Origin of the sequence: Leptotrichia sp. oral taxon 221, from assembly GCF_018128245.1 — a bacterium.
In the GTDB taxonomy this organism is placed as follows: Bacteria; Fusobacteriota; Fusobacteriia; order Fusobacteriales; family Leptotrichiaceae; genus JABCPH02.
Genome location: NZ_CP072378.1, coordinates 602,735 through 617,638 on the forward strand (window position 1 = coordinate 602,735; position 14,904 = coordinate 617,638).

Annotated in this window: 12 protein-coding genes; 7 read left to right on the forward strand and 5 right to left on the reverse strand. The window is 29.2% G+C overall.

Going from position 1 to position 14,904, the window contains the following annotated elements; all coding sequences use genetic code 11:
• Positions 1 to 388: 388 nt before the first annotated feature.
• From leuS to J4863_RS02795, 4 genes are all read left to right on the forward strand, one after another.
• Positions 389 to 3,067 carry a leucine--tRNA ligase gene (gene leuS / locus J4863_RS02780; RefSeq protein ID WP_211618949.1) on the forward strand — a complete coding sequence of 893 codons (2,679 nt, stop codon included), beginning with the start codon at positions 389 to 391 and terminating at the stop codon, positions 3,065 to 3,067.
• A 28-nt stretch (positions 3,068 to 3,095) separates the two neighbouring features.
• On the forward strand, positions 3,096 to 4,043 hold the full coding sequence (locus J4863_RS02785) for an SDR family oxidoreductase (RefSeq protein WP_249111559.1): 948 nt from the start codon (positions 3,096 to 3,098) through the stop codon (positions 4,041 to 4,043).
• Positions 4,044 to 4,205: 162 nt separating this feature from the next.
• The gene (locus tag J4863_RS02790) at positions 4,206 to 5,018 is read left to right on the forward strand and encodes an HAD family hydrolase (protein WP_211618950.1); all 813 of its coding nucleotides are present in this window, start codon (positions 4,206 to 4,208) and stop codon (positions 5,016 to 5,018) included.
• A 58-nt stretch (positions 5,019 to 5,076) separates the two neighbouring features.
• On the forward strand, positions 5,077 to 5,883 hold the full coding sequence (locus tag J4863_RS02795; protein ID WP_211618951.1) for an HAD family hydrolase: 807 nt from the start codon (positions 5,077 to 5,079) through the stop codon (positions 5,881 to 5,883).
• Positions 5,884 to 6,021: 138 nt separating this feature from the next.
• On the opposite strand, the gene J4863_RS02800 is transcribed toward J4863_RS02795, so the two are convergent.
• The 5 genes from J4863_RS02800 to J4863_RS02820 all read right to left on the reverse strand — a co-directional run bounded on the left by J4863_RS02800 (position 6,022) and on the right by J4863_RS02820 (position 10,206).
• On the reverse strand, positions 6,022 to 6,468 hold the full coding sequence (locus J4863_RS02800; protein ID WP_211618952.1) for a hypothetical protein: 447 nt from the start codon (positions 6,466 to 6,468) through the stop codon (positions 6,022 to 6,024).
• On the reverse strand, positions 6,465 to 7,244 hold the full coding sequence (locus J4863_RS02805; protein ID WP_211618953.1) for a J domain-containing protein: 780 nt from the start codon (positions 7,242 to 7,244) through the stop codon (positions 6,465 to 6,467). Before J4863_RS02805 ends, J4863_RS02800 begins: the two co-directional genes overlap by 4 nt.
• Before the next feature lie 189 nt (positions 7,245 to 7,433).
• Positions 7,434 to 8,951, reverse strand: a complete 1,518-nt coding sequence (locus J4863_RS02810) for an ABC transporter permease/substrate-binding protein (RefSeq protein WP_211618954.1) — start codon at positions 8,949 to 8,951, stop codon at positions 7,434 to 7,436.
• Positions 8,944 to 9,690 (reverse strand): ABC transporter ATP-binding protein, encoded by a 747-nt coding sequence (locus tag J4863_RS02815; RefSeq protein ID WP_211618955.1) that lies wholly within the window; start codon positions 9,688 to 9,690, stop codon positions 8,944 to 8,946. Before J4863_RS02815 ends, J4863_RS02810 begins: the two co-directional genes overlap by 8 nt.
• Positions 9,691 to 9,756: 66 nt before the next feature.
• Positions 9,757 to 10,206, reverse strand: a complete 450-nt coding sequence (locus J4863_RS02820; RefSeq protein WP_211618956.1) for a MarR family transcriptional regulator — start codon at positions 10,204 to 10,206, stop codon at positions 9,757 to 9,759.
• A 215-nt stretch (positions 10,207 to 10,421) separates the two neighbouring features.
• Here J4863_RS02820 and mnmA point away from each other — a divergent pair, with 215 nt between their 5' ends.
• The 3 genes from mnmA (at position 10,422) to J4863_RS02835 (ending at position 14,900) form a co-directional block, all read left to right on the forward strand.
• The gene (gene mnmA, locus J4863_RS02825; protein WP_211618957.1) at positions 10,422 to 11,483 is read left to right on the forward strand and encodes a tRNA 2-thiouridine(34) synthase MnmA; all 1,062 of its coding nucleotides are present in this window, start codon (positions 10,422 to 10,424) and stop codon (positions 11,481 to 11,483) included.
• A 132-nt stretch (positions 11,484 to 11,615) separates the two neighbouring features.
• The gene (locus J4863_RS02830; protein WP_211618958.1) at positions 11,616 to 12,557 is read left to right on the forward strand and encodes an aminotransferase class IV; all 942 of its coding nucleotides are present in this window, start codon (positions 11,616 to 11,618) and stop codon (positions 12,555 to 12,557) included.
• 1,122 nt (positions 12,558 to 13,679) lie between these two features.
• On the forward strand, positions 13,680 to 14,900 hold the full coding sequence (locus tag J4863_RS02835; RefSeq protein WP_211618959.1) for an NAD(P)/FAD-dependent oxidoreductase: 1,221 nt from the start codon (positions 13,680 to 13,682) through the stop codon (positions 14,898 to 14,900).
• Positions 14,901 to 14,904: the final 4 nt, after the last annotated feature.

Below are 14,904 nucleotides of genomic sequence, written 5' to 3' on the forward strand. Positions count from 1 at the left end.
TTAAAAATTTGGGAGATAATTATTTTATTCATTACAACTATAGATTATCTGATAAAGATAATAAAATGGATTATCAAAATGATTAGGAGGTTTAAAGGGGAATAATTCCCTGACTCCCTCCCTTCTATTTAATCAAAGGAGAGTGCTGAATATGGAATGGATTAGGGTAGCAACGATTATATTATGTATTGTAAAAACAATAGAATTTAGTTATCGATTTTTAAAGTGGATAAAAAAATAAGAGCAATAATACTCTTATTTTTCACACATGTTTTTATTTGGTAATTAATTATAAAATATTTTTGCAGAAATGTCAATAGACAAATTATTTTTTAAGGATATTAAATAAAAAATTTATAAATACTGAAAAAATGAAGGAGAAAAAACAATGATTAAGGAATATAATCCTAATGAAATTGAGAAAAAATGGCAAGATAAATGGGCTGAAAAAGATGTTTTTAAGTCTGAAAATAAAGCCGATGGGAAAGAGAATTATTATGTGCTTGAGATGTTTGCATATCCGTCAGGGAAATTGCATGTTGGGCATTTGAGAAACTATGCGATTGGTGATGCGATTGCTAGATATAAGAAAATGAAAGGGTTTAATGTGTTGCATCCATTTGGATGGGATAGTTTTGGGTTACCTGCGGAAAATGCGGCGATTGATCATGGAGCTCATCCTGGAAAATGGACTAAAGCGAACATTGACAATATGAGAAGACAGTTGAAACTTATGGGCCTTTCTTATGATTGGGATAGAGAACTTAGTACTTATACTCCAGAGTATTACAAATGGAATCAAAAATTCTTTATTGAAATGTATAAAAAAGGATTGGTTTATAAGAAAAAATCTTTTGTAAACTGGTGTCCTGATTGTAATACGGTTTTGGCGAATGAACAAGTTGAAGATGGGAAATGCTGGAGACATAGTAAAACTGATGTTATTCAAAAGGAATTGTCGCAATGGTATTTTAAAATAACTGATTATGCTGAAGAATTGCTGCAAGGGCATGAAGAACTTAGAGGACATTGGCCTGAACAAGTTTTAACTATGCAAAAAAACTGGATTGGAAAATCAACTGGATCTGAAGTTGACTTTATTTTAGATTACAAATTTGAAAATAATGGACATACGCATTTGAAATTGAATGACAAGGAAGAAGTTGTAATTTCTGTGTTTACAACAAGACCTGATACACTTTATGGAGTTACTTATGCAACTGTTGCACCAGAACATCCGTTGGTTGAGGAAGTTATTTTAAAGGAAAATCCTAGTATTAGAGAAAAAGTTGAAGCGATGAGAAATGAGGATAAAATAGCTCGTACAGCAGAAGATAAGGAAAAAGAAGGAGTCTTTTCTGGAATTTATGTGATTAATCCTGTAAATGGTGAAAAAGTGCAGTTGTGGGTTGCAAACTATGTATTGATGGATTATGGGACAGGAGCTGTTATGGCGGTGCCTGCACATGATGAAAGAGATTTTCAATTTGCTAAGAAATATAACTTGGATTTGAAAATTGTTGTAAATCCTGTTGATAAAAATGGAAATTTAGAAGAAGTTTCTGTTGAAAAATTGGAAAATGCTTTAACAGTTCCAGGAGTATTAGTGAATTCAGAAGAATTTAACGGATTAAATAGTAATGAAGCAAAAGAGAAAATTACTGAAAAATTGGAAAAAATTGGGCTTGGTAAGAAAACGGTAAATTATAGACTTCATGATTGGTTGATTAGTAGACAAAGATATTGGGGAACTCCGATTCCTGTAATTTATGATGAAGATGGGAATATTTACTTGGAAGAAGAAGAAAACTTGCCAGTAAAACTTCCTACTGATATTGAATTTAATGGGAAAGGAAATCCGCTTGAAACTTCGGAAGAGTTTAAGGATGTGATTTTGCCGAATGGGAAAAAAGGTAGAAGAGAAACTGATACGATGGATACTTTCGTTGACTCGTCTTGGTACTATTTGAGATATTTGGATTCTCATAATGCGGATAAGCCATTTGAAAAAGCGGACGCAGATGCTTGGACACCTGTAAATCAATATATTGGTGGAATTGAACATGCGGTAATGCATTTGCTTTATGCGAGATTTTTCCATAAATCACTTAGAGATTTGGGATATGTTGACACAAATGAGCCATTTAAAAAATTGTTGACGCAAGGAATGGTTTTAGGGCCTTCATTCTATTCGCAAAATGAGAGAAGATACTTATTCCCAAGAGAAGCTGAATTTAAAGATGGAAAAGCGTTCTCGATTGAAACAGGGGAAGAATTAGTTACAAAAGTAGAAAAAATGAGTAAATCAAAAAATAATGGAGTTGATCCTGAAGAAATCGTGAAAGAATACGGAGCCGACTCTTCAAGAGTGTTTACATTATTTGCTGCACCGCCTGAAAAAGAATTGGAATGGAACATGAATGGGCTTGCAGGGGCATACAGATTTATAAATAGATTGTATTTGTTAGTTTCTGGAACTGCAGAATTTTCTGAACATAATGCGAAATCAGCAAATCACTATGGAGTTGAATTAAAAAATAGAAATCAAAAAGATGAAGAAATTCAAAAGAAATTGCATCAAACAGTTAAAAAAGTTACAGAAAGCATCGAAGATGATTTCCACTTCAATACCGCAATTGCAGCTGTTATGGAATTGTTAAACGACATGACGACTTACAAGCAAGAAGTAATTGATAAAGACAATATATCTTCAGAAAGCAAAAAAATCTGGCGTGAAGTATTGGAAAAAACAATTTTGTTAATCGCACCATTTGCACCGCATGTAGCTGATGAATTGTGGGCTTATTTAGGAAATGAAACATTTACTTTTGAAGAAGAATGGCCAAAATATGACGAAGAATTGACAAAAGATTATACCTTCAATTTGGTAATTCAAGTAAATGGAAAAGTGAGAGACATGGTTTCGGCTCAAATTGGTATTTCAAAAGATGACGCTGAAAAACTTGCGTTGGAATCAGAAAAGGCTAAGAAATTTATTGTTGGAAAAGAAGTTGTGAAAGTGATTGTTGTACCAAATAAATTGGTTAATGTTGTTGTGAAAGGGTAAATAATTTTTATAAAAGGTGGGGGAATTTTTGGAAAAAATTAAAAAAATCTCAATGGATATTTTGTTTGAAAAAATAGAAGAAAATAAAGAAGTATTTATTAGATTACGTGATAAATTGAGAATAAGAGGCGATATTGAAATGACTAAAATTGCAGTGACTGGAGTGACAGGACATTTAGGTGGAATTGTTTCAAAATTATGTAAGAAAAATGGAATAGAAATTAGAAACTTGGCTAGAAATAAAGAAAAGGCTGAAAAAATGGGATTTTCTAATGTTTTTAAGTCGAGTTATGATAAATCAGAAGAAACTGTGAAAGCGCTAGAGGGAATTGATGTTCTTTTTATGGTGTCTGGTTCGGAAAATCCTAATCGAGTTCAGCAACATAAGGATTTTATTGATGCGGCTAAAATGGCAAAAGTTTCGCACATTGTGTATCTTTCGTTTTACAATGCTTCAAAAAATTCTGTATTTACATTGGGAAGAGATCATTATGCAACTGAAGAGTATATTAAAGAAAATGGATTTAAATATACATTTTTGAGAGATAATTTTTATGCAGATTTTTTTGTGGACATGTGCAGAGAATACGGAGAGATAAAAGGACCTGCTGGGAATGGTAAAGTTTCTGTTGTAGTTCGTTCAGATGTTTCGGAAGTTGTTGCTAAAATTTTGGAAAATCCAGAAAAATGGGAAAATCAAACTTTGAATATGACAGGGCCTGAGGAACTTACAATGAATGAAATTGTAAAAATTGTGAGCGAATATTTTGGAAAAGAAATTAAGTATATTGATGAAACTGTGGAAGAAGCTTACGAAAGTCGTAAAATTTGGAAGGCTGAGCAATGGGAATATGATTCTTGGGTTTCGACTTATACTGCGATTGCTCAAGGGGAACAATCAGGGATTTCTAATGACATTGAGAAAGTTTTAGGGCGTAAAGCTACTTCGTTTTCGGAATATTTGGAAAAATTATAGGGAAATATTAAAATATTTGATAAATTTTTAAATCTTGTTTGAAACATTAAAAATTAGATTTTAAGTGGAGGAAATTTTTTCCTCCTTTTTTATAATGTAAAAATGTGTTATAATGACGTGAGAGTAAAATAATAATTAGCTACGAAAGAAGGAGATAATAAAATGTTTAAAGCTGTTGTAAGTGATTTGGATGGAACACTTTTGAATGCAGAACATAAAGTAAGTGATTTTACTAGAGAAACGGTAGAATTATTATTAAAAAAAGGGATAAAGTTTTATATTGCAACTGGAAGAAATTATTTAGGAGCAAAAGAAGCAATGGATGAGCTTGGTGTAAAAGTCCCATTGATTACTTCACATGGATCAGTTGTTTTTGATGAGAATGGGAATAAAATTTTTGCAAATAATTTGAAGCGAGAATATTTAGATAAAGTTTTGAATATTGATTATAAGTCGTTTGGAAAAGATATAATTATAACTGGATATTCTGGACCAAATTGGTTTGTTACTGAAGATTTGCGAGAATATTTTTACAATAAAAAGCCTGATAGAACTAGATATCCAAAACAAATTACTCCTGAAGAGTTTAAAAAGAATGATTTTACAAAAATATTTTTTCTTGGAGAAAATCATGATGAATTGTTAGAACTTGAGAATGAGATAAAAAGAATAGTTGGGGAGGAAAATATAAGTCTTTTATTTGCAAATGAAGGAAGTTTGGAAGTTTTCCCTGCAAATTGTGATAAGGCAAAAGCAGCTGAAGTTGTGTTAAAAAGAGATGGATTGACATTAAAGGATGCAGTTTCATTTGGAGATGGATTGAATGATTATGAACTGATAACAGAAACTGGACTTGGTTTTGCAATGGGAAATTCAATTTATTTGTTGCTTGAGAAATTGACAGATACGGAAGTTATTGAAAGTAATGCTGAAGATGGAATGGCAAAAAAATTAAGAGAATTGTTTGATTTATAAAAAATATAAAAAATTAAAATTTCAAAATAATTAAATAAAGAAATAAGAAAGGGAATACATGTATAAAGCTGTTATTAGTGATTTAGATGGAACTTTACTAAGTAGAGGTCATCATGTTACAAAATTTACTAAAGATGTCATAAAAGAAATAATAAATAAAGGAATAAATTTTTATATTGCTTCGGGTAGAAGTTATGATCAAATTGGATACATAACAGAACAACTAGATGTAAAAATTCCGATTATAGCGGCAAATGGTGCAAGAATTTTTGATGCAGAAGGAAAAATGATTTATGAAAAAGGATTATCAAAAGAAACAACAGAAGCGATATTGGACTTAGATTATGAAAATATTGCCAAAGATTCACATTTAAACATATTTTCAGGAAATGACTGGATTATTACAAAAGGAACAGCTCAAAAAGTATATGATAGAATTCCGAGAGATGTAAAAGTTGTTTTTAAAGAGATTCCTAAAGATGAATTAAAAAATTTGGATATATTAAAAATATTTTATATTGGAGAACATGAGCAGTTAATAAAATTAGAAAAGGCTATTTTAAAAGTGACAGATGCTGTAAATGTTATATTTGTTAATGATTATTGTATGGAAATTATGGCAAAAGGCGCCAATAAAGGGGCAGCAGCAAAATTTCTACTAGAAAAAGAAGGAATAGAATTAAAAGATGCAGTAGCTTTTGGTGATGGTGAAAATGACTTTGAAATGCTTACAATGGTCGGAAAAGGATATGCAATGGGAAATTCTATTGATAGACTTCGAAGATTATTACCAAAAGATTTTGAATTTGTTGGGATGAATACAGAAGATGGAGAAGCTGTGAAGTTAAAAGAATTGTTTCTATAAAATATTAAAAGAGATATAATTTTTTAGTAATATATTTAGTATAAGTTTGATTAATATTTAAAGATTAGAGAGTGTTAGTTTTTTAAAAAAGTACGAACACTCTCTTTTTATAGATTAAATTTATATATTAAAAAAAGATTAATAATGATAGATTACAAACTCTCGAAGTTCATTTTCACGTATTGTATTTGAAGTTCTTCTAAAATGGATTTTTCCAAAAGATTCATCGACTATCTTCAACTCTGAAAGAAAATATATGTGTAATTCAAATTTTGTTTGTGTACTGCAAATCCAAATTGTTCCTTTCGATAAATCTGTAAAAGCATATCCGATATTCCTATTTCTTCTCCATTTAAAAATTTGATTTTTAGGTACTGGAATTTTCGACATTCTTTTATTGAGTTCTTTTTGAATTGTTTTTTCACAAATATCTGAACTAAAAGTAATAAAAAAAGAAAATATAAACCAAATTCCAGTGACAAATATTCCAAGTTTTAAAAAAATTGGTATACAAACACAAGCTAAAAAAATTAGGAATCCAGCTGTATAAGCTAAATTTATATATTTATAATTTTTTATAATCATTGTCTTTTTCTCCTTTGCATTAAATAATATTCAAGTTGTGCCTTCAAGAAATCTTCCATTGCTTTTAGTTCTTGAGCTTGAGCAGTAGTATCTTTATCAAGATTCTTATCAGGGTGAACAACTTTCATTTTCTTTAAGAATGCTTTATGTATAATCCTTTCAGTAATTTCTCCATTTTTATCAATTTCTAAAACATCAAGATATTTTTCAAATTTTTGAATAATTCCACCATCATTTGTATTTTGATACTTGAAACGAGAATTATTGTTGTTTTGTCTTTCATATTGTTGTCGAGATTGTTGCTGCTGTTGTTTTGAATATTCTTTATCTTGCCATTTTTTGTATTGTTCGTCCCAAAAACGTTGTTTTTCGTTTTGTTTTCGTTGATATTCTTGTTGTTGCTGTCGTTGGTATTCTTCTTGAGCTCTTCGTCTTCTTTCGTATTCTTGGTTTATTGAATTTTCATACCATTGCTCATATGTTTTATAAATTCTTTTATTTTCTCCCCTTTCATTCAAAAGAATCCCCACAATAAAATTTAAAATTATTTGAAGAAGTTTAATAATCCCCAAAATTAAACAAGCAACAAAAGAGAAAAGCACAATTCCGATAATTCCATTCCAATTTTTTCCAATAACAAGAGCAAGAAGAGCAAAAAAAGTTAAAATTGGCAGAATTACATAAAATCCAATTCCCATTAAAAACGTCCAAATTGAAAGAACGAGTTCAATAATTTCATTTAATATAAATTGAACTATTTTTATTAAAGATTTCACCAGTGACCTCCTTTTTAGATTTTTATATTTTATAAAATTGTCATTACTTATTATGATTTTATGTACAAAATTATTGTAGCTAAACTCAAAATAATAAGATTAATCACAAAATAAAAAATACATTGAATTAATATTATTTTACTTAATTAATTGATGGATGTCAACTTTTTGTATTTTTACATTTTATATTTATTTTTTAATAATTCCAGCATTTCTCAAATATTCTCTAGCAACATCTTCCGCTTTCTCACCTTTCACAGAAACACGATAATTCATTGTCGACATTTCTTCATCTGAAATTTTTCCACTCAATTTTTCCAAAATCTTTTTCAATTCAGGATATTTTTTTAAAGTTTCTTCACGCATCATTGGAGAACCTTGATATGGTGGAAATAAATGCTTATCATCCTTTAAAATAACCATATTATATTGAGCAAGTTCAGGATCAGTAGAATATGCGTCAACCAAGTTAATATCGCCACTTTGAACAGCAACATAACGGAGTTTTGGCTCAAACTCTTTAATATTCGGAATTTCAAACTGATATAATTTTTTAAGTCCAGGATAACCATCTTCACGGTCATTAAATTCTCTTGTAAATCCAGCTTTTATCTTATCCTTCACTCTCACCAAATCAGAAATCGTCTTCAAATTATTTTCATCAGCAAACTTCTTGCTAACAGCGATTGCATAAGTATTATTATATTTCATAGGTTTTAACATAACCATTTTAAATTTAGTTTCCATTCCTTTTTGTGCTTGATTAAAAACATCTTCAGCATTATTATTCACAGGAGTTTCATTCAAGAAAGTAAAAACGGCAGTTCCTGAAAATTCAGGATAAATATCAATATTGCCATTTTTCAAAGCATTGAATACGAATGAAGTTTTTCCAAGTCCAGGTTTTAACTCAACGCCAATTTTACTATTTTCTTCAATCAAAATTTTATACATATTTATCAATATTTCTGGCTCAGAACCAAGTTTTCCAGAAATTATCAATTTGTCTTTTTTTGTATTATTAAAACTGCTAATTGACCCAAAAAGACACGCAAACGTGATTAAAATTAGGAAAATTAATATTTTTTTGATACTCAATTTTTCCAATTGCTTAAAGATGAAATCGAATAAAATCGCAAGTAAAGCAGCAGGAATCGCTCCTAACAAAATCAAATAGTTATTATTCCTATCAAGACCAAGTAAAATCAACTTTCCAAGTCCTCCAGCTCCAACAAGTGAAGCCAATGTGGCAGTCCCAATAATCAAAACTGCAGCCGTTCTAACTCCTGTCATTATTACAGGCATAGCCAGTGGAAGCTGAACTTTTGTAAGTTGCTGAAATTTATTCATTCCTAAAGCTCTTGAAGTTACCATATACATTGGATCCACGCCAGTAATCCCAGTGTAAGTATTATGTAAAATTGGAAGCAGAGCATAAAGTATTAAGGCGATTATAGCAGGTTTTCTCCCAATTCCAACAATAGGAATTAGAAGTGCTAAAATTGCTAAAGATGGTATAGTTTGAATAACGCCGTTAATCGCAATAACAATATTTGCTAATTTTTTATGATAGCTCAAATAAATTCCTAGTGGAATGGCGATAATTAGAGCGATTATTAGTGCAATAAAAGAAATTTGAATATGCTCCACAATTCCACTAAAAAGTTCGTCTTTTTTCTCTAAAAAAGTCAAAATTAATTTATTCATAAATTTCACCTTCTTTCTTTTTGATAGCTATAAATTTTTTCACAAAATCATTTTTAGGATTTGAGATTATTTCGTGTTTTGTTCCAGATTGAATTAATTCGCCATCTTGAATAATGCAAATTTTATCCCCCAATAAAAATGCTTCCTCAATGTCGTGAGTTACAAAAACAATTGTTTTGTGAATTTGTTTCTGAAGTTTTTTCACATCTTCCTGTAAATTTGCACGAGTGATGGGATCTAATGCACTAAATGGTTCGTCCATCAAAATAATTTGTGGATCAGCAGCTAGAGCTCTTGCAATTCCAACCCTTTGTGCTTCTCCACCAGATAATTCTGAAGGGTTTCTCTTTCGATATTTTTCAGGCTCAAGCCCAACCATATTTAATAACTCATTAATTCTCGCATCAATTTTTTCTTTCTTCCATTTTTTCAATTCAGGCACAATCGCAATATTTTCTTCAACCGTCATATGCGGAAAAAGTGCCACTTGCTGCAAAGCATATCCAATATCCCAACGCATTTTGTGAATATTATAATCCTTCACATTTTTTCCATTAATTTTCACTTCCCCAGTCGTATTATCCTCCAATCGATTAATCATTTTCAAAAGCGTAGTTTTCCCGCTCCCAGACGGTCCAATAAAAACCGTAATTTCAGACTCCTTTATAGTCAAGTTTATATTTTTTAATCCAACATTCCCATTTGGATAAGTCATTCCAACATTGATAAATTCTATCATTCATTTACCTCCAGTTAAATACCAAATAATTTTTTATAAATTTCAAATTTTGTTCAGTATTTTAAATTATTTTTTATTAAATTCCTGTTCAGCTTTTTCAAAGTTATACAAAACTTTTTCTAAAGTTGTCTCAAAAGCCAATCTTTCCTCATCTGAAATTCCTTCAAAAGAGATTTCAGTCATTTTGTCAGAAATTTCATCATATTCACTTTTCAAGGATTTAGCATAATCCGTTAAAAAAATTAAACTTTTCCGTTTATCAGTCGGACAAAATTTTCGTATCAATAATTTTTTTTCTTTCATCCGTTCAAGCATCGTTGTAAGTGAACTCATAGCAAGACCAGATTTTTTCGACAATTCTCTATTACTAATCCCATCATTTTCCCAAAGCACATGCAAAATTCGACCTTGTTCCCCATTAAACGCCATTATATTTTTTTGTGCTAAAAATTTATTCAAAAGTCTAGTATTTACTTGTTTTATTCTGCTTATATAAAATCCAGAGTTTGATTTCATAGTATTTTCCTCCTTTACAAAATTATTACTATATGATAATATATTCACATAAAAATATAACTATATCGTAAATTTATATTACCATATAGTAATATGAAAGTCAAATATTTTTTGAAATTTATAAAATAAAAAAATAACAATTAATAAAAAATGAAATTTCTCAAAAAGTGTGGTAAAATAGACTAAAAATTTTATATATTTTGAGAAAGGTAAAAATGAAAAATAAAAAAGTAGTAGTTGGAATGAGTGGAGGAATAGATAGTTCGGTAGCAGCATTATTGTTGCAGCAACAAGGATATGAAGTGATAGGAGTTACATTGAAACATTTGCCAGATGAATTGTCAGAAAATCCTGGTAAAACATGTTGTTCACTAGATGATATAAATGATGCGAGATATACTTGCTATAATTTGGGGATTCCACATTATGTGATAAATGTTGTAGATGAATTTAAAAAAGAGGTAATGGAATATTTCGTGAAAATGTACAATGAAGGGAAAACTCCATCACCTTGCGTGATTTGTGATGAGAAAGTGAAGATTAAGAAATTAGTAGAATTTGCAGATAAAATGGGGATAAAATATATTTCAACTGGGCATTATTCGAAAAAAAGTATGAATGGACTTCTTATGTGGGACAAGGAAAATCGAAAAGATCAGTCGTATATGCTTTACAGACTTGATAAAGATATTGTTGAGAGATTTTTATTTCCGCTATCAGAATATGAAAAACCACAAGTTAGAGAAATCGCTCGACAACACGGAATTCATACACATAACAAGCCAGATAGCCAAGGAATTTGTTTTGCACCAAATGGTTATATTCCATATTTACAAAAGGTTCTTGGCGATGAAGTCAAAAAGGGAAATTTTGTAGATAAAGATGGAAATGTAGTAGGTCAGCATATAGGATATCAATTTTATACGATTGGTCAGCGACGTGGCTTGGGACTTAATTTAGGAAAACCTTTTTTCGTTTCAGAAATTCGATCAGAAACTAACGAAATTGTCGTTGGAGATTTTGAAGAATTGCTAATAGATGAAATTGAAGTGATTAATTATAAATTGTATTACAAAATAGAAGAGTTGCTTGATAAGGAAATTATTGCAAGACCAAGATTTTCATCGAAAGGACTGAAGGGAAAATTAATTTTGAAAGAGGATTTACTTTTTTTCAAATTTAATGAAAAAACACATGAAAATTCTGAAGGTCAGCATATTGTATTTTATTTAAACGATGAATTAATCGGTGGTGGAGAGATAAAAACGAAAAAATAAAATAAGAAATTTAATATTTATAAAAAAAATAAATACTACCATTTATAGAATAAATTTTACTAATTTACTCTAAAGTGATAGAATTAAATAGTAAAAATAATAAGTGTTATGTAAATATTGGAGGTAAATTTAATGGCAGGTAAAACTGAATTTATGAAATATGCATATTTCAATAAAGAAATAGTAGAATTTGAGAAAGCAACAGTAAGTATTGCAACTCACAGTTTACAATATGGAACAACTTGTTTCGGTGGAGTTAGAGGATACTACAGAAATGGGAAAGTAGCAATTTTTAGATTGGAAGATCACTATAAAAGACTTATGACAGCTTCAAAAATGTTAGGTTTTGAATTTTTCATGGAATGGGATGAATTTAAAAATATTGTAACTGAATTAGTTAAAAAGAACGATATTAAAGAAGATTTCTATATGAGACCATTCATTTTCTGTAAAGAACCAAGATTATCACCTAAAAAAGCAGGACTTGATTTTGATTTAGCAATTTATATGTTGCCACTTGCAGATTATGTAAGTACAAAAGGTGGATTAAGATTGATGAGTTCAACTTATAGAAAATATAACGATTCATCTATCCCAACTAAAGCAAAAGCAGGTGGATCTTACATCAATTCATTCCTAGCTACAAGTGACGCTCAAAGAAATGGTTATGATGATGCATTAATGTTTGATGATGCAGGAAATGTAGTAGAAGTTTCTGTTGCAAATATTGTATTAATTTACAGAGATCAAGTAATTATTCCTGATACAGGAAATGCAGCACTTGAAGGAATTACAGTAAGATCAGCATTAGAATTATTAGAATACAATGGATACAAAATCAACCGTGGAAAAATTGACAGATCAATGGTATTTACAGCAGATGAATTGTTAGTAACAGGAACAGCAATGAAAATCACTTATGCTGAATCATTAGACCAAAGACCAATTGGACAATTAGACTTCCATGCTGAACCAAAACCTGGTAAATTCTATGAATTGTTAAAAGGTGAATATGAAAAAGTTATTAATGGAGATCACGAATTATCTAAAGAATGGTTATTTGTTGTTGAATAGTTATTATAAAAAGGTTCTGAAAGATTCAGAGCCTTTTAATTTATATTACTAAAATTATACTTAGTTTATTTTATCAAAATCGTTTGAAAATATAGTTTTAAAGCTAAATTATTAGAAAAATATGATAATTAACATTTCTAAAAGAATAAAAATTAAAAAGAAAATTTTATTAAACCTTTAAAAATCAATGTTTAAAGGTAATTTTTTAAATCATTTTCCAAATCTCAAAACTAATGAAATAAATAAAAAAATTTTTCAAATCTATGAAAAAAAAATAAAAAGGTTTCAAACTAATTAGAAAAAAGATTAAATAGAAACTTTTGAATAATAAAGAAAAATTTATTTTACTTTATAAAAATTCTTATATTTGCCTATTTTATTGACTTAAATGATTTATTCTAAACATAAATAAATAAAAAGTACTCATGAAAAATCAGTTTTTAAATTCGATATAGGATTATTAAAAAAATAAAGAAAAATTTATATAGCAGGTGTTATTTAAAAAAATTTCGTTATAGAATGGATATTTTTATTAGAAAATTTTGAGAAATAAGACAAAAAAATTTAAAGTCAAAAGAATATTTGAAAAAAATATATATTTTTTTCAAAATTATGATAGTATATTAAAATTGTAATTATTACAAATAAAGTTATAAATATTGTTAAATAATAAGTTTGTGAAAGTTATATTAATAGTAAATATAAAAAAAAAATATAAAAATGAAAAAAAATGAAAAAATTTCAATAAAAAGTGTTGACATAAAAAGTGAAATGTGGTAATATATATTTGTCTAAAAGAGACGCCCCATCTCTACATTTAGACTTCTTTCATACAAGAAACGAGCACACGGCTCGTTTTTTAAATATATTGTTTTTTATAAGTGTGAGTCTAATTTTGGTAAAATAAAACTGAAATTACTAAGATTCACACTTTTTTATTTTAAAAATAGAAACAGAATTTTTGAAATTTTAAGAAAAAAACTTTTAAATTGAATTTTTTTGATTTATTATTAAAATATTTAGAAAAAGAAAAATTAAAAAGGTTTAGGAATGTTTAGAAATGTGATATAATGAGAAAATGTTAATGAAGTTTGAGAATATGAAAAATAGAAAGTAGGTATAATGAAAGCGGATGTAATAATAATTGGTGGTGGTGCATCAGGATTAATAGCAGCGATTACTGCTAAGAAAAATGGGAAAGATGTAATTATTTTGGAGCGAAAAGAAAGAGTGCTAAAAAAGGTTTTAGTTACGGGAAATGGACGTTGTAATATGACTAATGTTAGAGCTGGGATTTCGAATTATTTTGCGATGGGGAAAAATGTGGATTTGATTGAGAATGTGTTTGAGAAGTTTACGGTGACAAATACTATTGATTTTTTTGAAAATGAAATTGGGTTAATTTGTAATGAGGAAACTAGGGGGAGAGTTTATCCCTTGAGTGGTCAGGCGGCTTCGGTTGTTGATGGATTGAGATTTTGTGCTGAAAAATTGGGAATTACTACGTTGACTGATTTCTATGTAAGAAAAATTGAAAAAAAGGATTTTAAATTTAAGGTTTATTCTGAAGATAAAAAAGTTGTGGAAGGAAGTAGAGTGATTTTAGCTACTGGTGGACAGACTTACACAGAATTAGGGTCGAATGGATCTGGATATGAGTTGGCAAAAAGTTTTGGACATTCAATTACAAAGTTGGTTCCGACGATTGTTCAGTTGAAAACTAAAGATTATCAAGTTAAAGGACTTCGTGGAATTAAACTAGATACAAAAGTTACGGCTTATGGTGATGGGAATAAAATTTGTACTTATGATGGGGAGTTGTTATTTACAGAATATGGAGTTTCAGGAAATGTGATTTTTAATATTTCGTTTGTGTATCCGATTCATAAGAAAGTGGAGCTTGAAATTGATTTTATGCCAAAATTTGAGTATAACGAGTTGTTGGAAATTTTAAGAAAACGTAAAAATATATTGGGTGATTTGACGATGGAACAATATTTTAATGGAATGATTAATAAAAAATTGGGACAGTTTTTGTCAAAAGCATCTGGAATTGAGAAATTGTCAAAAATGATAAATATGTTGACAGAAAAGGAACTAAGAAGTATGTGCACTGTTTTAAAAAAGTATAGAGTGGATGTGATAGATACGAATGGTTTTAAAGCAGCTCAAGTTACAGCGGGTGGAATACCTTTAAAAGAAATTAACCCCGAAACTTTAGAATCGAAAAAAGTTAAGGGGCTATACTTTGCTGGTGAAATTTTAGATGTTTATGGTGAATGTGGTGGCTTTAATTTACAGTGGGCTTGGTCTTCGGGGCATTTAGCCGGAATGAATGTTTAATAAA

Bases quoted from the DNA above. Each gene is read 5' to 3' on its own strand.
- leuS (WP_211618949.1), top strand. From the start codon at position 389: ATGATTAAGGAATATAATCCTAATGAAATTGAGAAAAAATGGCAAGAT.
- J4863_RS02790 (WP_211618950.1), top strand. From the start codon at position 4,206: ATGTTTAAAGCTGTTGTAAGTGATTTGGATGGAACACTTTTGAATGCA.
- J4863_RS02795 (WP_211618951.1), top strand. From the start codon at position 5,077: ATGTATAAAGCTGTTATTAGTGATTTAGATGGAACTTTACTAAGTAGA.
- J4863_RS02800 (WP_211618952.1), bottom strand. From the start codon at position 6,468: ATGATTATAAAAAATTATAAATATATAAATTTAGCTTATACAGCTGGA.
- J4863_RS02810 (WP_211618954.1), bottom strand. From the start codon at position 8,951: ATGAATAAATTAATTTTGACTTTTTTAGAGAAAAAAGACGAACTTTTT.
- J4863_RS02815 (WP_211618955.1), bottom strand. From the start codon at position 9,690: ATGATAGAATTTATCAATGTTGGAATGACTTATCCAAATGGGAATGTT.
- J4863_RS02820 (WP_211618956.1), bottom strand. From the start codon at position 10,206: ATGAAATCAAACTCTGGATTTTATATAAGCAGAATAAAACAAGTAAAT.
- mnmA (WP_211618957.1), top strand. From the start codon at position 10,422: ATGAAAAATAAAAAAGTAGTAGTTGGAATGAGTGGAGGAATAGATAGT.
- J4863_RS02830 (WP_211618958.1), top strand. From the start codon at position 11,616: ATGGCAGGTAAAACTGAATTTATGAAATATGCATATTTCAATAAAGAA.
- J4863_RS02835 (WP_211618959.1), top strand. From the start codon at position 13,680: ATGAAAGCGGATGTAATAATAATTGGTGGTGGTGCATCAGGATTAATA.